The 20253-nt window shown below is 60.9% G+C and carries 18 protein-coding genes; 6 read left to right on the top strand and 12 right to left on the bottom strand.

Annotated features, from left to right (window positions below; all coding sequences use genetic code 11):
• Positions 1 to 29: 29 nt before the first annotated feature.
• Positions 30 to 1670 (top strand): chaperonin GroEL, encoded by a 1641-nt coding sequence (gene groL, locus M2360_RS01275; protein ID WP_280772554.1) that lies wholly within the window; start codon positions 30 to 32, stop codon positions 1668 to 1670.
• Between the two features lie 229 nt (positions 1671 to 1899).
• On the opposite strand, the gene M2360_RS01270 is transcribed toward groL, so the two are convergent.
• Complete coding sequence (locus tag M2360_RS01270) at positions 1900 to 2844, bottom strand: nucleoside hydrolase (protein WP_280772553.1); 945 nt, start codon at positions 2842 to 2844, stop codon at positions 1900 to 1902.
• A 163-nt stretch (positions 2845 to 3007) separates the two neighbouring features.
• Between M2360_RS01270 and M2360_RS01265 the strand changes: the two genes are divergently transcribed.
• From M2360_RS01265 to M2360_RS01255, 3 genes are all read left to right on the top strand, one after another.
• The gene (locus M2360_RS01265; RefSeq protein WP_280773057.1) at positions 3008 to 3442 is read left to right on the top strand and encodes an Hsp20 family protein; all 435 of its coding nucleotides are present in this window, start codon (positions 3008 to 3010) and stop codon (positions 3440 to 3442) included.
• A gap of 52 nt (positions 3443 to 3494) precedes the next feature.
• Positions 3495 to 3752, top strand: a complete 258-nt coding sequence (locus tag M2360_RS01260; RefSeq protein ID WP_280772552.1) for a DUF1150 family protein — start codon at positions 3495 to 3497, stop codon at positions 3750 to 3752.
• Positions 3753 to 3849: 97 nt separating this feature from the next.
• On the top strand, positions 3850 to 4659 hold the full coding sequence (locus M2360_RS01255; RefSeq protein WP_280772551.1) for an alpha/beta hydrolase: 810 nt from the start codon (positions 3850 to 3852) through the stop codon (positions 4657 to 4659).
• Positions 4660 to 4662: 3 nt separating this feature from the next.
• On the opposite strand, the gene trmB is transcribed toward M2360_RS01255, so the two are convergent.
• The 4 genes from trmB to lnt all read right to left on the bottom strand — a co-directional run bounded on the left by trmB (position 4663) and on the right by lnt (position 9038).
• Positions 4663 to 5376 (bottom strand): tRNA (guanosine(46)-N7)-methyltransferase TrmB, encoded by a 714-nt coding sequence (gene trmB, locus M2360_RS01250; RefSeq protein ID WP_280772550.1) that lies wholly within the window; start codon positions 5374 to 5376, stop codon positions 4663 to 4665.
• Positions 5373 to 6614, bottom strand: a complete 1242-nt coding sequence (gene metK, locus M2360_RS01245; RefSeq protein WP_280772549.1) for a methionine adenosyltransferase — start codon at positions 6612 to 6614, stop codon at positions 5373 to 5375. Before metK ends, trmB begins: the two co-directional genes overlap by 4 nt.
• A gap of 268 nt (positions 6615 to 6882) precedes the next feature.
• Positions 6883 to 7305 (bottom strand): helix-turn-helix transcriptional regulator, encoded by a 423-nt coding sequence (locus M2360_RS01240; protein ID WP_280772548.1) that lies wholly within the window; start codon positions 7303 to 7305, stop codon positions 6883 to 6885.
• 146 nt (positions 7306 to 7451) lie between these two features.
• The gene (lnt, locus tag M2360_RS01235) at positions 7452 to 9038 is read right to left on the bottom strand and encodes an apolipoprotein N-acyltransferase (RefSeq protein ID WP_280772547.1); all 1587 of its coding nucleotides are present in this window, start codon (positions 9036 to 9038) and stop codon (positions 7452 to 7454) included.
• Between the two features lie 191 nt (positions 9039 to 9229).
• Here lnt and M2360_RS01230 point away from each other — a divergent pair, with 191 nt between their 5' ends.
• Complete coding sequence (locus M2360_RS01230) at positions 9230 to 10654, top strand: mannose-1-phosphate guanylyltransferase/mannose-6-phosphate isomerase (protein ID WP_280772546.1); 1425 nt, start codon at positions 9230 to 9232, stop codon at positions 10652 to 10654.
• A 26-nt stretch (positions 10655 to 10680) separates the two neighbouring features.
• On the opposite strand, the gene M2360_RS01225 is transcribed toward M2360_RS01230, so the two are convergent.
• The 4 genes from M2360_RS01225 to M2360_RS01210 form a co-directional block, all read right to left on the bottom strand.
• Complete coding sequence (locus M2360_RS01225) at positions 10681 to 11394, bottom strand: DNA helicase (protein WP_280772545.1); 714 nt, start codon at positions 11392 to 11394, stop codon at positions 10681 to 10683.
• Positions 11395 to 11602: 208 nt separating this feature from the next.
• Positions 11603 to 12271: an SAM-dependent methyltransferase gene (locus M2360_RS01220; RefSeq protein WP_280772544.1), complete on the bottom strand. Its 669-nt coding sequence runs from the start codon at positions 12269 to 12271 to the stop codon at positions 11603 to 11605.
• 480 nt (positions 12272 to 12751) lie between these two features.
• Complete coding sequence (locus tag M2360_RS01215; RefSeq protein ID WP_280772543.1) at positions 12752 to 14281, bottom strand: GMC family oxidoreductase N-terminal domain-containing protein; 1530 nt, start codon at positions 14279 to 14281, stop codon at positions 12752 to 12754.
• Positions 14282 to 14368: 87 nt separating this feature from the next.
• On the bottom strand, positions 14369 to 15181 hold the full coding sequence (locus M2360_RS01210) for an FCD domain-containing protein (RefSeq protein ID WP_280772542.1): 813 nt from the start codon (positions 15179 to 15181) through the stop codon (positions 14369 to 14371).
• A gap of 198 nt (positions 15182 to 15379) precedes the next feature.
• Between M2360_RS01210 and M2360_RS01205 the strand changes: the two genes are divergently transcribed.
• Positions 15380 to 16555, top strand: a complete 1176-nt coding sequence (locus M2360_RS01205) for an alanine--glyoxylate aminotransferase family protein (protein WP_280772541.1) — start codon at positions 15380 to 15382, stop codon at positions 16553 to 16555.
• Between the two features lie 49 nt (positions 16556 to 16604).
• Here M2360_RS01205 and M2360_RS01200 read toward each other — a convergent pair whose 3' ends face one another.
• The 3 genes from M2360_RS01200 to M2360_RS01190 are packed head-to-tail and all read right to left on the bottom strand — an operon-like array spanning position 16605 to position 20217.
• Entirely contained in the window at positions 16605 to 17537 is a 933-nt protein-coding gene (locus M2360_RS01200; RefSeq protein ID WP_280772540.1) for an ABC transporter permease, read from the bottom strand.
• A 2-nt stretch (positions 17538 to 17539) separates the two neighbouring features.
• Positions 17540 to 18649, bottom strand: a complete 1110-nt coding sequence (locus M2360_RS01195; RefSeq protein ID WP_280772539.1) for an ABC transporter permease — start codon at positions 18647 to 18649, stop codon at positions 17540 to 17542.
• On the bottom strand, positions 18646 to 20217 hold the full coding sequence (locus M2360_RS01190) for an ABC transporter ATP-binding protein (protein ID WP_280772538.1): 1572 nt from the start codon (positions 20215 to 20217) through the stop codon (positions 18646 to 18648). The genes M2360_RS01195 and M2360_RS01190 overlap by 4 nt, the downstream gene beginning before the upstream one ends.
• Positions 20218 to 20253: the final 36 nt, after the last annotated feature.

Genomic DNA, 20253 nt, shown 5'->3' with positions numbered 1-20253 from the left:
ATGGGCAATGAGCCCGGGAGTTTTCTAAAATGGCTGCTAAAGAAATCAAGTTTGGCCGTACCGCCCGCGAAAAGATGCTGCGCGGCGTCGACATTCTCGCCGATGCTGTGAAGGTCACGCTCGGCCCGAAGGGTCGCAACGTCATCATCGACAAGTCCTTCGGCGCTCCGCGCATCACCAAGGACGGCGTCTCGGTCGCCAAGGAAATCGAACTTGAAGACAAGTTCGAAAACATGGGCGCCCAGATGGTCCGCGAAGTCGCGTCCAAGACCAACGACATCGCTGGCGACGGCACCACGACCGCGACCGTTCTGGCCCAGGCCATCGTTCGCGAAGGCAACAAGGCCGTTGCCGCCGGCATGAACCCGATGGACCTCAAGCGCGGCATCGATCTGGCCGTGTCTGAAGTCGTCAAGGACCTCCAGGCCAAGGCAAAGAAGATCTCGACTTCGGAAGAAGTCGCTCAGGTCGGCACGATCTCGGCAAACGGCGACAAGCAGGTCGGCGCTGATATCGCTGAAGCCATGCAGAAGGTCGGCAATGAAGGCGTCATCACGGTTGAAGAAGCCAAGACCGCCGAAACCGAACTCGAAGTCGTCGAAGGCATGCAGTTCGACCGCGGCTACCTCAGCCCCTACTTCGTGACCAATGCAGAAAAGATGATCGCCGATCTCGACGACGCTTACATCCTGCTGCACGAAAAGAAGCTCTCGAACCTCCAGGCCATGCTGCCGGTGCTCGAAGCTGTCGTTCAGACCGGCAAGCCGCTCCTGATCATCGCTGAAGACGTCGAAGGCGAAGCTCTTGCAACGCTCGTCGTCAACAAGCTCCGCGGCGGCCTGAAGATCGCTGCTGTCAAGGCTCCTGGCTTCGGCGATCGCCGCAAGGCCATGCTCGAAGACATCGCCATCCTGACCGGCGGCACCGTGATCTCCGAAGACCTCGGCATCAAGCTTGAAAACGTCACCCTCGACATGCTGGGCCGTTCCAAGAAGGTTTCGATCTCCAAGGAAAACACCACGATCGTCGACGGCGCTGGCGCCAAGTCCGACATCGAAGGCCGCGTCGCTCAGATCAAGGCTCAGATCGAAGAAACCACTTCTGACTACGACCGCGAAAAGCTGCAGGAACGTCTTGCCAAGCTCGCTGGCGGCGTTGCCGTGATCCGCGTCGGCGGCTCCACGGAAATCGAAGTCAAGGAACGCAAGGACCGCATCGACGACGCGCTCAACGCGACGCGCGCTGCCGTTCAGGAAGGCATCGTCCCCGGCGGCGGCACCGCGCTGCTCCGTTCTTCGACGAAGATCACCGTCAAGGGCGCCAACGACGACCAGGAAGCCGGCATCAACATCGTTCGCCGCGCCCTGCAGTCGCTGGTTCGTCAGATCGCTGAAAATGCTGGCGACGAAGCCTCCATCATCGTCGGCAAGATCCTCGACAAGGACAACGACAACTTCGGCTACAACGCCCAGACGGGCGAATTCGGCGACATGATCACCATGGGCATCGTCGATCCGGTCAAGGTTGTTCGTACTGCTCTGCAGAACGCAGCTTCGGTTGCTTCGCTGCTGATCACCACCGAAGCCATGATCGCCGAGCTTCCGAAGAAGGACGCTCCGGGCGGCATGCCTGGCGGCATGGGCGGCATGGGCGGCATGGACATGATGTGATAGGCGACAGCCTATCACACACATCCATAAAGCCGCCCATCACCAAAGATGGTTCAGCGCGTCAAGCGCGCTGAACATGCGGCATGGACATGATGTGATAGGCGACAGCCTGTTGCGCTGATCCACCGATCGGAATTAAGGGCGGCCTTCGGGTCGCCCTTTTTCGTATGTCGCGAAAGGAAAAGGCCCCGCATGAGCAGGGCCTTGCCAAAGTCAAATTCTGTAGTGGTCAGAGACGACCGACGCGTTCCGTCAGCAGGTCGAAAAACGCCTGGGCGTCGATGTCCTTCATCACCATCGCGTTTTTCTCGCGCTTGGTCACGCGCCACCAATCGACCACCGTCATGCCGAGCGTCAGTTCCGAGTTAAGCTCGATCTCGACATTGCATTCCCGGCCGGAAAAGATCTCTGGCTTCAGAAGATAGGCGATGACCGTCGGGTCGTGCAGCGGCCCGCCGTCTGAGCCGTATTTCTCGATGTCGAAACGTTCGAAGAAATCCAGCATGTCGGCGAGCGCCATGCCGGCGCGATTTCCCAGCGCGCGGATCTTCCCGACACGGGCTTTCAGCGTCAGCACCTTGTGGGTCAGGTCGAGCGGCATCATCACGATGGGGACGCCTGATTTGAGCACGATATCGGCGGCCTCAGGGTCGACAAAAATGTTGAATTCGGCGGCCGGCGTGATGTTGCCGACTTCGAAATAAGCGCCGCCCATCATCACGACTTCCTGGACGCGGGACATGATATCTGGCGCGCGTTGGAAGGCTGTCGCGATATTGGTCATCGGTCCGAGCGTGCAGAGCGTCACGGTTCCGGCCTCATGGGTCCGGAGCGTGTCGATGATGAAATCGACGCCGTTCGTGTCCTGCAGCGGCATTGTGGGCTCGAAGAGCTCAGGACCGTCGAGCCCGGTAGGGCCATGCACATATTCGGCCGTCACGGGCTGACGTTTGAGAGGGCGGTCGCAACCCGCGAAAACCTTGACATCGGGGCGGCCGGAGAATTCGCAAACGATCCGGGCATTGGTCTGGGTGCGGGACAGAGGCACATTGCCCGCGACCGTGGTGATGCCGAGGACGTCGATTTCGTCCGGCGAACCCAGGGCCAGCATGATGGCGGCGGCGTCATCCTGGCCAGGGTCGGTGTCGATGATGATCTTTCTCGGATTGGCCATGACGGCGGCGGTCCTCTTCTTATTGATTTCGCGACGACTATTGCGCGGAGGACCCGCAAGCGCAAGCGTCTTGCAACTCCATCAGGAAGACACCATATGTCGCCATGTCGGATGCTCGAACGAGGCCCGGCGATTGTCGCTTGCAGCCAAGGACATGAACGGAATGAACACGCGCATTGCCCCTTTCGCCAGCCCGCTTCTTCTGGGCTTTGACGCCATGGAGAAGACGCTTGAGCGTCTCGCCAAGAGCAACGACGGCTATCCGCCCTACAATATTGAACGACTGAAGGCCGACGCCGCCGCTGGTGAGCCAGAACGCCTCCGCATCACTCTGGCTGTCGCCGGATTCGGGGAGGATGATCTTGACGTCACCACGGAAGAGAACCAGCTGATCATCCGCGGCCGGCAGGCCGAGCAGGGTGAGCGAGAGTTCCTTTATCGCGGCATCGCGTCGCGCCAGTTCCAGCGCTGCTTCATGCTGGCGGATGGAATGCAGGTGATTGGCGCCAGCCTCAAGAATGGACTGCTTTCCGTCGACCTCATCAGGCCCGAACCTGAGAAACTTGTGCGAAAAATTAACATCTCTGTTTCAGAATGATGGTTGGACGGGATTGGCCCCGCGTCTTCCGAATCATGCAGGAGGCAATTGAATGGCCGCAAGACCCACACTGGATCGCTTGACACGTAGCGAGTTCGCGCATCTCGGCGCTGGAAAGCTCGGCTATATTCGCAAGATGCGTTCTGAAGACGTATCGCGCGTTTTCCCGGAAGCCCCGAATATCAACCCAGGTCTCGACCTCTGGGCGCTGTTCGGCGCCGATGGCACGCCGATCCTCCTGACCGACAACAGATCCTCTACATTCTTCAAGGCCGCTGAGGACGATCTGCAGACTGTGAGCCTGCACTGAAGACGTTGCCGCAGTCCGGCTGATCTTGCCGGAATGCGGCTTGTCGCCTACCCTGTTTGCCAGCTAGCGTTTGTGCACGCGGCGGGGGAGAGCGGCCATGTACAAGCAGGACGATCAATTGATCGATTTCGAGCGTGACGGCCTCACCGTCACGCAAGCGCCGGAGCGATCTGGCTATACACCCATCTCTGGCGCGCGGATTTGGTGGGCGCTGCATGGCGAGCGCGGGCCATGCGTGATCCTGCTGCATGGCGGGCTCGGTCATAGCGGCAATTGGGCCAATCAAATAACGCCTCTTCTCGACGCCGGTTATCGTGTCCTGCTGATCGATACCCGCGGCCATGGTCACAGCACGCGGGATGTGCGCCCTCTTAACTATCAACTGCTGAGTTGCGACGTGCTCGCGGTCTGTGATGGGCTGGGGCTCGAACGCTTCGCGGTCATTGGCTGGAGCGACGGCGCCTGCATCGGGCTCGAACTCTGCCGCAGCCATCCCCTTCGCATTGCCGGCCTGTTGTTTTTCGCCTGCAATATCGATCCTTCCGGTGCAAAGCCTTTCGAGTTGACGCCCGAAATCGAACGCTGTTTTTCTCGGCACGGTAAGGACTATGCCCGGTTGTCGGAGACGCCGGAGGATTTTCAGGGTTTGGTGGACATCGTGTCGACCATGCAGCGGAGCGAGCCAAATTTGAGCGCCCAGGATCTTGCGGCCATCTTGACGCCTGTGACGGTTGTCCAGGCAGAGCATGATGAATTTATAAAGCCCGAACATGCGGAATATCTCGCGCGCGCATTGGGCGAGGGCGCCTTGATGCGCCTTCCGGGCGTCAGCCATTTCGCGCCGATACAGCGGCCGTATGTTTTCAACGCGGCCGCGCTCGCTTTTCTCAAAAACCTCGAATTGTGAACGTCACAGCCGGCTGAAGGTCAGGTAGGCTGAGGAACGACCCTCTCTCCGGGCTTTCGCCTCGTAGCGGGTGCCTGGCCAGTTCGCGAAGGGGGTCAGCCAGTCGCGGGCGTTGCGCGCCGTCCATTCGAAACCGGGATGCCGGTCGAAATGTGCGAGAGTCCAGTTCACATAGGTGTCGATATCCGAGGCGAAGCAGAACTGCCCGCCGGGCTTGATCACCCGATGGAAGCGTTCGACATTGATGTCGGACACGAAACGACGCTTCCAGTGACGCTTTTTCGGCCAAGGGTCCGGATAGAGCAGATCCATATGGTCGACGGAAGCGGGTGGCAACCAGTCGAGCACCAAAGTCGCATCATCATCGAAGACGCGGATATTGCGGATGCCCTGTTCTTCAACCCGCGCCAGCAGCTTCGCCATGGAATTGACGAAGGGCTCTACGCCAATGAAACCGGTCTCCGGATTTTCCAGCGCCCGGTGAATGAGGTGTTCACCGCCGCCGAAACCGCTTTCGAGCCGGATGCGCTCGACCGGCGTGGGAAAAAGCGTTGCGAGATCGTCGGGCGCCGGCTTGGAAAGATCGAGCTTCAGCGCCGACAAAGTCTCGCCCATCAGGCGCGCCTGATTGACCCGGAGCGCCTTGCCTTTGCGCCGACCGAAAAAGGCTTCGGTCGAGCGCGAAGGGTGCTCTGTCTGATCGTCGGAAGCGCTCACGAAGCCAAAGCTTCCTTGAGCGGCTTGGCCAGGTCGATCTTTTCCCAGGAGAAGGAACCGTCACGGCCGGCCTTGCGGCCAAAATGGCCATAGGACGAGGTCTTGGCGTAAATCGGCTTGTTGAGGTTGAGGTGACGGCGAATGCCGGTCGGCGAGAGGTCGATCACCTTGCGGATCGCGGCCTCGATCTGGTCTTCCGTCACCTTCTTGCCCGTGCCATGCAAGTCGACATAGATCGACAGCGGTTGGGCGACGCCAATGGCGTAGGAGAGCTGGATCGTGCAGCGGTCGGCAAGACCTGCGGCCACGACATTCTTTGCGAGGTAACGCGCCATATAAGCGGCCGAACGGTCGACCTTGGTCGTGTCCTTGCCCGAAAATGCGCCGCCGCCATGGGGCGCCGCGCCGCCATAGGTGTCGACAATGATTTTGCGGCCGGTGAGGCCAGCGTCGCCGTCAGGTCCGCCGATCACGAATTTGCCGGTGGGGTTGATGTACCAGGCGCAATCGTCGGCGATCGGCAGATCGCCAAGCGCTTCCCGGATAAAGGGTTCGACAACGCTGCGCACCTTCTGGGAGTCCCAGCTTTCGTCCAGATGCTGCGTCGACAAAACGATGGATGTTGCTGCGGCGGGTTTGCCGTCGACATAACGCACGGTCACCTGGCTCTTGGCGTCCGGACCAAGCTTGCCGGGGTCGCCTTCGCCCTTGCGGCGCGCCTCCGAAATCAATTGTAGAATGCGATGCGAATAATAAATCGGCGCCGGCATCAGGTCAGGCGTCTCATTGCAGGCGTAGCCGAACATGATTCCCTGGTCGCCGGCGCCCTCTTCGCCCTGCTTGTCGGCGGCGTTGTCAACGCCTTGGGCAATGTCGGCCGACTGCGAATGCAGCAGCACATCGATCTTTGCGGTCTTCCAATGGAAGCCGTCCTGCTCATAGCCGATGTCGCGGATCGCCTTGCGCGCCACGGCCTTGAACTTGGAGGGATTGATCTGGTCGACGCCGTTCTTGTCTTTCTTCATCAAGCTTGGCGGCAGACGCACTTCTCCGGCGATCACCACGCGGTTGGTTGTGGCGAGCGTCTCGCATGCGATGCGGACAGACCAGGGGTCGATGCCGGTCTTGATGGCTTCGCGATAGACGAGGTCGACGATTTCGTCGGAAATTCGGTCGCAGACCTTGTCTGGATGACCTTCAGATACCGACTCGCTGGTGAACAGATAGCTGGAGCGCATGCGGGATTCCCCTCAATGAAAGACCGAAGCAGGTGTAGTCACTCGCCTGTTGAAAAACAAGCGTAGAAGGACATAAATATATCTTTATATGAATGTGTTTCCGCTTCATTAACGGAAATCGGTCATGCGCGATTTCTCGCTGCCTCGAATGACAAGGCGGAAGGCAGATCGGTCGATTCAGGTCATGCGGGGGAGGGGACTTTGCGCGCGCGGCGCTATGCGACCGGATGCGGGTTCCCCTGGGGAAACCCGCGATCCAGATGCGGCATTATTCGGTTTCCGCCTCGGCGGCGAGAGCCTTGACGAGGTCGACGAGTTTGCGACGGACCTTTTGATCGGTGATCTTTACGAAGGCGCGGTTCAACTGCAGGCCTTCCGAAGAAGACAGGAAGTCGACGACGTAATTGGAGCTTGACGCTTCAGCCATGCCGGATGGCGTGTTGGCAGGGTTGCCATCGGGAGCGTCTTCGAAGAAGAAGGACACCGGAACATTCAGAATGCCCGAGATCGCCTGCAGACGGCTTGCGCCGACGCGGTTGGTGCCTTTTTCATATTTTTGGATCTGCTGGAAGGTGATGCCCAAGCTTTCGCCGAGCTTCTCCTGGCTCATGCCCAACATAGTGCGGCGAAGGCGAATCCGGCTGCCCACATGGATGTCGATCGGATTCGGTTTCTTCTTGTTTTCTATCATTTTTTGGTTCCGGTGATGTGTGCCGTGCAGTTCTGCCGCCAATACGGGAGGATGCGCAAACCGAACGTTGCATGTCGTTAATTGATGGCGTGTTCCAGGATGTCTTGAACCCGTCGAATACACTATGCATTTCTAGGGGTTTTTGGTCAATTGCGATCGAAAACAAAACCCATGCGAGCAAGCAATGCAATCAAAAAACTAGATAACAGCAGCAACCCGAAGAGGAGTGTGCGGTAGGCTTTTGGCACAATTGTGTCGATCTTGGTCGGAATGGTTGTGTCGGTGAAACCTTTTGCGCCAAAAGCGAGTCCGGCGACGACTCTTCCGCGCGGGTCGATCATCGCCGATATGCCGCTATTGGCGTCGCGGATCACCGGCAGGCCCGTTTCCACCGCCGTCAGCCGCGCCTGGAGGAAATGCTGCCAAGGTCCGGGGCTGACGCCGAACCATTCGTCATTGGTGATGTTCAGGATCGCGTCCGGCGCGTCGGAACCCTCGGCGTTGATCTCGTCCGGAAAGATGATTTCGTAGCAGATGAGCGGCATCAGCCTGAAACCGTCCGGCAGCGTCAGCATGCCGCGCTGAAGCGCGGCCGAAAAGCCGCCGGGCATGGCGGCGACTGCCTGGAGATCCAGTTTGCGGAAAAAGTCCTCGAACGGGAGAAACTCTCCGAAAGGCACGAGATGCACTTTGTCCGCGGCGCCGATGATCTGGCCTTGGGAATCGATCATGTAGATCGAGTTGTAAAAACGTTCCTCGGCGCCGCCGCCTTCCACGCGCACTGCGCCCGCAAACAGGGTCTGTCCATCCTCAAGCGCGTCGGAGATCAACGACAGCGCATCCGGGCTGCGTGTGAGGATGAAAGGAACCGAGGTTTCCGGCCATACGATCAGGCGGGGCGGCTTTCCACCGGTGGCCGGGGGGGCCTTGGTGAGATCCAGATGCGCCTGGAAGACGGCGGCGCGTTGATCGTCATCCAGCTTGTCGGCTTGCGAGATTGCCGGCTGCACCAGCCTGACGACTCGATCGGTTTGCGCCGGTTGCGGCGCCAGATACAAAGCATAGGCGCCATAGCCGAGATGCGCGGTGAACAGAAGCGCAGCAAGGCTCAAGCCCGCTGCCCGACCGCGTGACGAGGCAAAAAGCGCCGGCGCTGCGAAAATGAACACCGCCGCCATATTCATCGTGTGGCTGCCCACCAAGGCAAGGCTTTGCATCATCAGCGGGAACGGCGTGAGGCCCTGGCCGACAGCATTCCAGGGAAAGCCGGTGAACACGACGCCGCGCAGCCACTCAGCGAGACCGAAGCTCGCGGCCAGGGCGAGAATGCGCAGGAAACCGTCGCTCCAGAGCATTCTGGCCAGCACTGCCGCCAGGCCGTAAAAGATAGCCAGGTAGGCGGGCAGCCCGACGGCCGCCAGCGGCACCGCCCAGGCGAATTCGTCAGCATCCACCAGAAGCGCATTGGCGGTCCACCAGAGGCTGGCGACGAAATAGCCGAGCCCGAAGCTCCAGCCGATGAGGAAAGACGGCCATCGGCGCAGGATGACGCCGCGATCGGGATTGCCCGAAGCGCCGTCGATCAGCCAGACAAGCACGGAAAAAGACACGAAACCGGCGGGAAACAGGCCGAATGGCGGCAGCATCAGCGCCGAGAAAGCGCCGGCGGCGACAGCGATCGCGAAACGCTTCCATCCGGCGCTCAACATGACCATCGCGGCGATGCGCTCCATGCTTATTTTCCTCGTGTTGCGAATCAATTGCCGGAGTTTTGCAGCATTCGCCGCAATTTGTCCCGCCTTGCGCTGACGCTTGTTTCCACCCTGAAGAATATGCCAATGAAGAACGGAAACATGATTTGGCCGTCTGCTTGCATCCGTACGCGCCGCAAGGGATCCGGTCCTCATTTTGGAGCAAGGTGCATATGTCTCAGGATCTCATCGTCCCGGTTATCTTGGCGGGCGGCAAAGGCACGCGTCTCTGGCCGATGTCACGTTCGGCGCGGCCCAAACAGTTTTTGGCGCTGATCGGCGACGACAGCCTCTTTCAGTTGACGCTGAAGCGGCTCAAGGATCCCAAACGATATGGCAAGCCGATCGTGGTGACCAATTCCGAATATCGCTTCCTGGTCGCCGAGCAGGCTCAGGAGGCGGGCGTCGAACTGGAGGCGGTTGTTCTCGAGCCGATCGCGCGCAACACTGCCCCCGCCATCGCGGCCGCGGCTCTGATCGCCGCCAAGAACGGGCCGCGGCTCGTGCATGTGCTGGCTTCCGACCACAATATCCGTGTGGACGACGCCTATGTAACGGCGATCGACACCGCCACCGCAGCCGCCCGCGCGGGTCGTCTCGCCACTTTCGGCATCACTCCGACTTCGCCGGCGACCGGCTTCGGCTATATCGAGGCTGGACAAAAGGAGGCTTCTGGCGCCCATCTCGTCCAGCGCTTCGTCGAAAAGCCGAATGAGGAGCGCGCCAAGGACATGCTGGCGACCGGAAACTATTACTGGAATTCCGGGATGTTCCTGTTCAACACCGACGTCTTCCTCGGCGAATGCGCGGCGTTTGCGCCAGAAGTGTTGGATGCGGCTAAGAATTCGGTCGACAATGCCCGCGTCGATCTCGATTTCGTCCGCCTCGGCGAGGCGGAATTCGCCAAGTCGCCCGATATCTCCGTCGACTATGCGATTTTCGAGCACACCAAGCTCGCCTCCGTCGCGCCGTCGCCGATCCAGTGGTCGGATCTCGGCGCCTGGGACGCGGTGTGGAAGGAAAGCGAATGCGATGCGGACGGCAATGTCGCGCGCGGACCGGTCAATCTCTACAACACCAAGAATTCCTTCGTCTTCTCCGAAAGCGCCCATGTCGCGGTCAACGGGGTGGAGGACGCGGTGGTGCTGGTTTCGGAAGACGCTGTGTATGTGGGCAAGCTCACCGATGCGCAGGATGTCGGCAAGGTCGTGAAAGACCTGATGAAGAACCCGGCCACCGCCAAACTCACCGAGGAGCATCGCACCAGCTACCGGCCCTGGGGCGGCTATACGTCCGTGTTGATGGGCGAACGCTTTCAGGTGAAGCGTATCTTCGTGAAGCCGGGCAAGCAGTTGTCGCTGCAGAAGCACCATCACCGCTCCGAGCACTGGATCGTGGTGCGCGGCACCGCCGAGGTGCAGATTGGCGAGGCCAAGCAGATGCTGCGCGAAAACGAGTCGATCTATATTCCGCAGGGTGAGTTGCACCGCCTTTCGAACCCCGGGAAAATCCTGCTTGAGCTGGTGGAAGTCCAGACCGGCTCTTATCTCGGCGAAGACGACATCGTTCGCATCGAAGACACGTTCGGGCGGATCTAAATCCGCCCCTGCCGATTGCGGCGATATCAGCCGGACGGCGGCAATGTGACGAGGCTTGTTTTTCCCTTGTGCAGGAAGCAGGCCTTGTCGAACAGGCCTGTGCCGAGCGCGTCGAGCCTCCTGATGTCGGAATAGTCGGGCACAGGCTTTCCGGAAAGCTCGAAACGCCTGTCGATCTGCGAGAGAAACGCCAGCCGGAGGCGCCTGTCACGCGCATGCCCGCGCAGACGCGCGACCTGATCGCGCAGCGTTGGCGACCGTCGGTTCTGGTCCAGCAGTTGCAGATAGTCGACGACGGCGACGTCTCCAGGCTTGGCGGTTTGCAGTTGGGTCATGATGTGATCGGCGTCCAGCCCCTCCGTCAGGTCGATCCGAAGCCGTCCCGATGTCAGGTCGTCTGCGCGCCGCATGCGCTCCAGTCGACGCCTGATAGTCGGCTCGGTGCATTCCAGCGAAAAGATGGAGGCCTGAAATCCGGCCCGCACGGCATCCGCGGCCAGACCAAGCCCGAACAGCGTCTTTCCCTGACTCGGGCGTGCGCCAATGAGCAACACCTCGCCCGGCTCGGCGAATATGGCTGGATCGGGGACAGCCTGGCGGTTCGATGCCGCAACCAGATGGCTCCAGGCCTGATAGCCCTCGCGCCGGGCAATCTCGTCGAGCGCCTGATGGAGCGGCTGGTTTTTGTCGCGCGCCAACCGCCGCGCCTGTCGTTTAAGCAGGAAAACAGGATATGTCATCGGAACCTCGCACAGCGAGCTTTTCCGCAACCCCTCCTTATGCAGCGCGCTCAAGGATGTCCCAAGGGATATCGCCCGGCATGATGATGCTTTCCCGGTGGAGGGAGGGAGGCGCGGGCCGCGCCTTCCTCGATGTCTAGGCGATTCTCATCCCTTTCGCCAGCGCCGCCCTATATAGCTTTGCTTTGCGCGGATCAGTTGCTCTGCGTCAGCGCTTTTTGACCGTGAAACTCCAATAGCGGTCGGGGCCCGCGGCGAGGTTAAAGCCGATTTCGCGAACCCGAACCGACGAATAGCCAACGCGGCGGATCAGTTCGAGCCACATCGAGCGGCCGAGCACGGAGTAGTGATTGGGGTTGTTCTGATGATTGGCCGCAGTATCCGGCGCCGGCACTTCCATATAGAGGATGCCGCCCGGCTTCAGCACACGATAGGTTTCCGCCAGCGAGAAATAGGGGAAAATGCTATGTTCCAGCACATGTCGCGACCAGACGAGATCGAAGGTTTCGTCTTCGAAATCGAGAAAGGACAGGTCCATCTCGACGGCGTTGTAACCCTTCTCGCAGCAGATCCGCACATCCTCGCCGATGGCGATGCCGACGGCGTCGAGTTTGTCGGCGGTGAAGTGCTTAAGCGCCACGCCTTGGCCGCAACCAATATCCAGCACCTTGGCGCCTTCGGCCAACGGATGCTCCGTCTTGAGCGCCTTATAGGCCGAGGCGGTGATGGAGTCATGCAACTCTGTGGCCGTCTCGGGATAGACATCCTTCCAGAGACTTTTCAGAAATTTGTCGAAACGAGCATATTTCGCTTCCAGCGAATAGGCTTCCGGCTGGATCTCGGAAGTGATGCGTTTTTGCCTTGCCTGCGCGGCCATTGAACTTGCCCCTCTAAAGCGATTGCCCTGTTGATCGCTGAAGGAAAAAGTAAATAAATATGGTAAATTAAAACTTAAGAAAGCTCTACAAGTCGTTAATGTGATTTTCCATATACCGGGCGACCTATTTGGCGTCGACGCAAGGATCTTTCATTTTCATTTCGACCGAAACAGCGACCGCATGCTCGGTTTCAGCCATTGCAAAGCAGTCGGCAGCGCCTGCGAGGCAGGATCGCGGCGGTTGTTTCGCAAGGCCACGCGATATGCTTTTGAAAGGAAACGCGGGGCCGCGCTTGCAAAACCCGGTTGCGAAGTGGGATGCCAGGACCTGGTCATTCCGCCGAGTGCGATCACCCGGTTTTAAAAGGTTCCGTCCGTCGGATGTCCAGCAAGCATCCCCGTTTTGTTGGGTGTTTGGCGCCGGGCCAGATGCGTGACTATGATCCAGAGCCCGCGGGACTCTCTCTCGCCGCGCTCAGCTCATGGCCTCCATGTCGCGGCAAAGGTTTCCGCGATCGCCAGAACGGCGGCGTGAACGGGGCCGGAAGTGATCGAGGGAATGACCGAAGCATCGACGATATAGAGATTGTCGAGGCCATTGAGCTTGAGGTCCGCGTTTACGACGGCGGTTTCATCTTTCCCCATCCGGCATGTGCCAACCGGGTGGTGATGGGTGATCACCGCCTTGGCGATGAAGGCGTCCTTTTCCGCGTCCGACATCGGCTTGGAACCCGGCAAGATTTCCTCGCCGCGCCAGTCGTCCATCGCGCTTGCCTGGCCTACCATGCGCGCGTAATCGAGCGCGCGGCGAAAGAGCCGACGATCATTCTCGGTCTGGAGATAAGCGGGGTCGATGATCGGTTTGTTCGCGATGTCGGGTCCTGAGATTTTCAGGTCGCCTCGGCTGGTTGGGTGCGTGACCCCGAACAGCAGCGTATAGGCTTCGCCGGGCTGCTGCGACGGCAACGCTTCAGATGCCGACGGGCCGATGACGCAGCCCAGGACCACGTCGGGTTTCCCCGAGGCGATCGACGGGTCTTTTGCGTTCAGATACATCAGCGATTCGGAATGCTGGAGGCGCGAAGCGGGCACCGGTTGCCTGGATCGATAGGCGTTGCCGGAGCCCAGCAAATGGTCGTGCAAATTGCGGCCAACCTGCGATCGGGACAGACTGCAGGCGACGCCCGCCTTCGCAAGCGTCTCCGGATCGCCGACGCCCGAGCGCATCAGCAGCAGTGGATTGGCCACTGAGCCGGCGGCAAGGATCACCGTGTCGGCGCTGTAGACCATATCCTGACCACCAATGGTCACCTCCACTCCCGCGATCCTGCCTGCCTCCATGATCAGCCGATGAACCGTGGCGTCCCCCTGCAGCGTGAGGTTAGGACGCGACAGGATCGGGAACAGATAGGCCTGCGCGGCGCTGACGCGCTTGCCATCGCGAATCGTCAGCGAATTGGGCGCCAAGCCGTTCAGATGTTCGCCATTATGATCGCCGAGCACGGGCGCGCCGATTTCTTCGCCCGCGCGCATATAGGCCCGCGCCACCGGACTGACCTCGTCATGGGGAATCCAGACAGGCAGCGGGCCGCCTTTGCCATGATGGGCGCTCGCCGGGCCTGAGAAGTCCTCCATTGCGATAAAGCTTGGCAGCAAGCCCTCATAAGACCAGCGCGAGGATCCTGTCGCCTCGGCCCAGGGGGCGAAATCGTCGCGATGTCCGCGCACATGCGCCATTGCGTGTAGGCAGCTCGATCCGCCAAATATCCTGCCACGCGGCCAGGGATGGACGCGCCCGGCCGTGCCGGCCTGCGGGATGGTCTCGAACGCCCAATCATAGTCGCGACCTTGGATGAATGGCCACTTTAACGGATTGTCGATGTCCGGATCTGTCGGCATGCCCCCCGCCTCGAGCACACCGACGCGGCATGCGGGGTCAGCGGATAGTCGATTGGCAAGCACCGAGCCCGCAGAGCCCGCGCCTATGATCAGAATATCGAAATGCGGCATCCTAAAAACTCCATGGTGAGGCGTCTCGCGGCGTTCAAGCTGCAAGGGCGGGAAATTACGGTCTGTCGAGATGGAAACTGAGGCAGCTTACAGGCTGTCCAAGCTCCCCACGCCGAGCCTGGCGGCGATTTTGCGCTGGACCACTGCAAGGTGATCCCACATGCATTTTTCCGCCCGGTCCGGATCGCGTGCGATAATGGCCTCGGCGATCTGTTGGTGTTCTGCGTCGCGCTCGGCGATGCGCTCCGCCGTGGTTTCGTCGTCGCTTTCGGCGAAACGCAGCCGGCTGTCGTTTTGCACCTGGTTCAACAGAAGATGCAGTTCGCTGGCGAGGCTGTTTCGCGACCCGGCGGCAATGGCGCGATGGAACATCTGGTCGGCCTGGCTGGGGCTCATTCCTGCCGGCGACCTGGCCGCCTGGACGATGCGGATGATTTCGGCGGGCGAGGCGCGCAGAGCCGCAAGCCGGGCCAGCGCCGGCTCCAGCATCATGCGCATCTCCATCACTTCCAGCGGATTGGTGGATAGGACAAGACGCCCGCTCTGCGCCGTTGCTTCCGTTGTCGACGTCCTGCGGCCGGCGCGCGCCGGTTCCAGTTCGCCAAGGTCGCGCAGCGTCTGCAGCCCCTTCCGCAACTGATGGCGCTTGATGTTCAGCCGTTCCGCAAGCTCGCGCTCCGGCGGCATGACGCCGTGCTCTTCCATGATCCGGCGCAGCGAGCCGACCACATCGCTCGGCTCCTCGTCATTCGGCATGGGGTGGGGGCCCGGGTTCGACAGCGCCTCTGCCGCCTGACGTTTCGCTTGCTTGTCCAACTTCGTCCTCTCTCCGACGCGACGCCAAACCTCCCCAGCGTCATAGTTCACACTGCGCCATCTGCGCTTGGCCGTGGTGGCCATATGGTTGGCCTTATGGTTGATCCTAAACGGCAGGCTGTGATGGCGAATTTCCCTAGCAACTAAGCCAAGTCGGTGAATGTCGCAATTGCTTTTTGCGGAATGAAACCTATTGTGCAAGGTGATGGCCAACCAATAATCAATTATGGTTTGACGAATGGTTGAGTGCAGGACGTCCCATTTGCCTGGAGAAAATGCCGCATGACACAGCCCCGCAACGAAACGATTTTCACGCTGACCACTGGCCCGGTCAATTGTTACCCCGCCGTGCTGCAGGCGCTGGGCCGGCCGGTGCTCTACGATTACGATCCCGGATTCCTCGAAACCTATTCCCGTGTAAGCCAAAAAGCGATGGCGGCCATGCAAACCTCTGTTCCGCCGATCATCTTGCAGGGCGAACCGGTGCTTGGGCTTGAGGCCGCCGCCGCATCGGTCGTGTCGCCAGACGATGTCGTGCTCAATCTTGCGTCTGGCGTTTATGGCGACGGCTATCGCTATTGGCTGGAGCCGCGCTGCCGCGAATATCTGGAGATCCGTACGCCCTTCAATGAAGCGATCGATCCCGACGCGGTCGCGGCGATGCTTGAGCAGAGGCCTGACATCACGGTCGTCGCCGTCTGCCATCACGATACGCCGTCCGGCACCATCAATCCGGTCGCGGCCATTGGCGCATTGGTCGCCAAGAGCCGGGCGGTTTTTATTGTCGACGCCGTATCGTCTTTCGGCGGCATGGAGATTTTGCCGGACGCCGTGCATGCCGACATTTTTGTCACGGGCCCGAACAAGTGCCTGGGCTGCCCTCCGGGTCTGTCGCTCCTCGCTATCAGCGCCAAGGGCTGGGAGAAGATAAAATCCAATCCGCGCGCGCCAAAGGCGTCGATCCTGAGCATTTTGGATTGGGAGCATGCCTGGCGCCCGGACCAGCCCTTTCCATTCACGCCGTCGGTCGCGGAGATCAACGCCTTGGAAGCCGCGCTCGATCTTTATCTGGCGGAAGGAGCGCAGGTTGTCTGGGCCCGACACGCCGCGACCGCCGCAGCGTGCCGCGCCGGGATCAAGGCTATGGGATTGACGCTCTGGGCGGCTCGTGAGGAGATTGCCTCCCCGACGGCGACGGCGGTGGCGCTGCCCTTGGGCGTGGATGAGACCGCATTGCGCCGCATCATGCGTGATGATTACGGCGTCATGATTTCGTCGGGACGTGGCGAGACGCACAACAAACTGGTCCGCATCGGCCATATGGGGCCGACCGCCCAGCCCATCTATGCGCTGACTGCCGTGGCTGCCTTGGGGGCCGCGCTCAATAAACTGGTTGCCGGCGCCTGTGATATCGGCGCGGGCGCCGCGGCGGTCATCGCGTCCATCGACGCATCGTGACGGATGAAGGGGCGAGGGCGGGCGCCAGCCCCCCACGCTCCCGAGCCGATCAGCGGGCGCCGCGCACATAGGCGGCTCCCAAAGCGCTCGGCAGATTGGCCTTGCGACCGAGAAAAACCAGCACCAGCATCACGGCGGCAAATGGCAACATCTGGATGACGTCAGTGGGAATATCCACGCCCGCCACCTGCAGCGCTGTGGTCAGCGACAGGCAGGCGCCGAACAGGATTGCGCCGCCCAGCACCCAGAGCGGCTTGCCGCGAGCCAGCATCGCCAGCACGATGCCGATAAAGCCCTGGCCATGGGTCATGAACGGCACGAAAATGCCGGCCCCGACAATGGCCATGAACGCGCCGCCCAGCCCGACAAGCGCCCCAGTGATGAGGACAGCGCCGGAGCGGATGAGAATGACATTGACGCCGGCGGCATCCAAGGCCGCCGGCTTGTCGCCGGCCGCCTGGAGCGCGATGCCCCAATGTGTGCGGCGGTAGAGATAGGCAAGCACGCCCACCAGCGCCAGGGAGAGATAGGCGACCGGTTCGCGGCTGAACAGCGCGGGCCCGAGCACCGGGATTTGAGTCAATCCTGGAATGGCCCATGTCGTCGGCGCCGACAGTCTCGGATAGCTCTGGCTGAACTGCACATGATGCAGAAGCGCTGTGGCTCCCTCCGCCCCGAGCGTCAGCGCAATGCCGATGACGATCTGGTTCAGGCCCATGCGCACGCAAAACAGCGCCATCAGCGCTGCGACGACCATGCCGCCGCCCATGCCGCCTAGAAAGCCGAGCAAGGCCGAGTCTGTCTTCCAGGCGACAAGGAAGCCGAAATAGGCGCCCGACAGCATCATGCCTTCAATGCCGATATTTAACACGCCGGCCTTTTCAGAGAGTTGTTCGCCGAGGCCGGCAAGCAGAAGCGGGATGCCGGCGGCGATCGCGCCCACCAGCAATGCGGTCATGAAGGCTTCCGTGAAAAGCGTCATGGTCAAACCCTCTTGCGATCGCGGCGACGTTGATCGAGCATTTCGGTGACGGCGAGCAAAATGAGCAGAACCGCCATGGTCACCAGCGTGAAATAATTCGGCACGCCCATCCGTCGCGCGGCGCTCTCGCTGCCGATCGACAGCATCGAGAAGAAAAACACATAGGCGATGGTGGCAAAACCATTGAAGCGGGCCAGAAACACCAGCGGCACGATGGTCAGCGAATAGGCCGGATTCCAGTCGGCGCGGACATTGCCATATTGGCCGAGGATGGCGGTCGCGCCCGACAGGCCGGAGAGGCCGGCCGACAAAGCGAACACCGTGACCGTGAGCGCCGACACCGGCAGTCCCGCATGCACGGCGGCGCGGGCATTGGCCCCAACGATCCGCAGCTTGAGGCCGAAAGCGGTGCGCGCCATGACAAAATGCACGATCAGGATCGCGGCCAAACCGATCAGTAGTCCGCTCGATACGGTGGTGTCGAAAAGACGCGGCAGGCGATCCTCGACCGGCAGTGTGCGGGTTTGCGGCACAGTCGTCGTCGGATCGAGAAACAATAGTTTCACCAGCACATTGGCGAAGGAAATGCCGAGAAACGTCATCATCATCGTGGTGATGATCTCGTTGACGCCCTGATAGGCGCGCAACAGCGCAGGCACGATTGACCAGATTGCGCCGGCGACCGCGCCAATGACCAGGCTGACGATGAGCGTGGCCCAAACAGGCATGATCTGAACCAGAAGCGGCGCGAAGGCGGCGACGAACACGGCGCCGAGCAGGAACTGCGCGTCGCCGCCGAGATTCCATATGCCGGCGCGGAAGGCGACGATCAGGCCGGCGGCGATGAGCAGCAGAGGTCCCATGCCCGTCAGGGTCGCCTGCAGGCCGGTGGGCGACAGCAGACCCCTTTTGACGATATAGCCGTAATAGGCAAGCGGATCGACGCTCATCAGCAACAGGATCAGGCTGGCGATCAGCAGCGCGGCGATCAGCGGCCCGATGGACAGGGCTATGGTGTGCAGGCGTTCGCGCGTCGTATCGCTCTGGCCAGTCGCTACGGCCGATTTAGTCATGTCGCCGCCCTTAGCGACGCTCGAGATGTCCGCGCTCATTTGGCCACACCACTCATCATTTCGCCGATCCGCTGGCGGGCGGAGGCGTCATTGTCGACAATGCCGACCACGCGTCCCTGCGACATCACAGCGATACGGTCGGACAATTCCAGGAGTTCGTCGAGCTCGGTTGAAAACACCAGCACCGCCTTGCCGGTATCGGCGGCGTCGCGGATGCGGCGGCGCGAGGCGGCGATATTCTGCAGGTCCAGCCCATAAGTCGGCTTGGCGAAGATGACAGCGCGGGCGGAGCCGGTCAGTTCGCGCGCCAGAAGCAGTTTCTGGATATTCCCACCCGACAGCTTGCCCGCAGGCGTTTCAATGCTTGGCGTGCGTATGTCGAATTCGACCACCTGTTTTCGGGCGTTGGCGGCGATTTCGGATGGGTTTTCGAGACCCGATCGCCAGAATGGCGCTTCGCCGATCTGCTTGAGCAGAAGATTGATGGAAACGGGAAAAGCGCCGACCGTGCCTTCGCCCAGGCGATCATCGGTGACATAACGCAGGCCGCGCTTGCGACGATCGCCCACGGAAAGATCCTCCAGCGGCGCGCCGTCGAGATAGATGCGTCCATTGCGGATGGGCCGTTGGCCGGCGAGCGCTTCGGCCAGCTGCTTCTGGCCATTGCCATCGATGCCGGCGACGCCGACGATTTCGCCAGAGCGGATCTTCAACTCGACGCCGGAGACCGGGACAGACGGATCATCGACTTCGAGAGCCAGAATTTCCAGCACGGGTTCGCCCAGAGGCGGCTTTGCCCTGGATACGGTATCTGCCTGCGGTTGGGCGGTTTTGTCTTCGCTCTGGCCAAACATCAGCCTGACGATTTCTTGCGTCACCTTTTCCGGGCCAAGCGATTTCAATGCATCCGGCGCAATCGCACCGACTTTCTTGCCGAGCCGCAGCACCGAGATCCGATCGCCATAGGCCACGGCTTCGTTGAGCTTGTGGGTGATGAAGATCACCGCGAGACCCTGCGACACCAGCCGGCGCATCAGAAGGCCAAGCTTCTCCGCATCCTTCGGCGTCAGCATGGCGGTGGCTTCATCAAGAATGAGAAAGCGGCTGCCGCGCATCAGCGCACGCACGATCTCGGCTTGTTGCTGCTCGCCCAGCGACAGGCTGTTGGTCACCGCCATCGGCGTGACCTCGACGCCGATCGACCGGGCGGTTTCGCTCATGCGCGCAGCGATCGCTGGCCTGTCCGGGCTGCGCCACCAGCGACCGCCGAGATTGACATTGTCCACCAGCGTCAGGCTGGGCACCAGCATGGAATGCTGAAACACCGTGCCGATGCCCACTGACAAAGCGTGCTGCGGCGACTGGATGGCCTTGCGAACCCCGTCGATCAGGATGTCGCCATCGTCCGGCTGCTGCAGTCCGGAGAGCATGCTGACCAGTGTGGACTTGCCAGCGCCGTTCTCGCCCAGAAGCACATGCACTTCACCCGGGAAAAAATCGATCGATATGGAATCGTTTGCGACAATGCCGGGAAAGCGCTTGGTCACGTCTTTCAGCGACACGATCGGCTGGCTCGGCGCCAACGCCGCAGCTTGGGGAGATGTCATCAAAATTACCGCCGTTTTTTCCGCGCAGTCATGCGG

Source organism: Rhizobium sp. SG_E_25_P2, from assembly GCF_029892285.1.
GTDB lineage: Bacteria > Pseudomonadota > Alphaproteobacteria > Rhizobiales > Rhizobiaceae > Rhizobium_E.
Note: the sequence above shows the minus strand (reverse complement) of the source record. Positions and strands in the feature narration are given on the sequence as shown.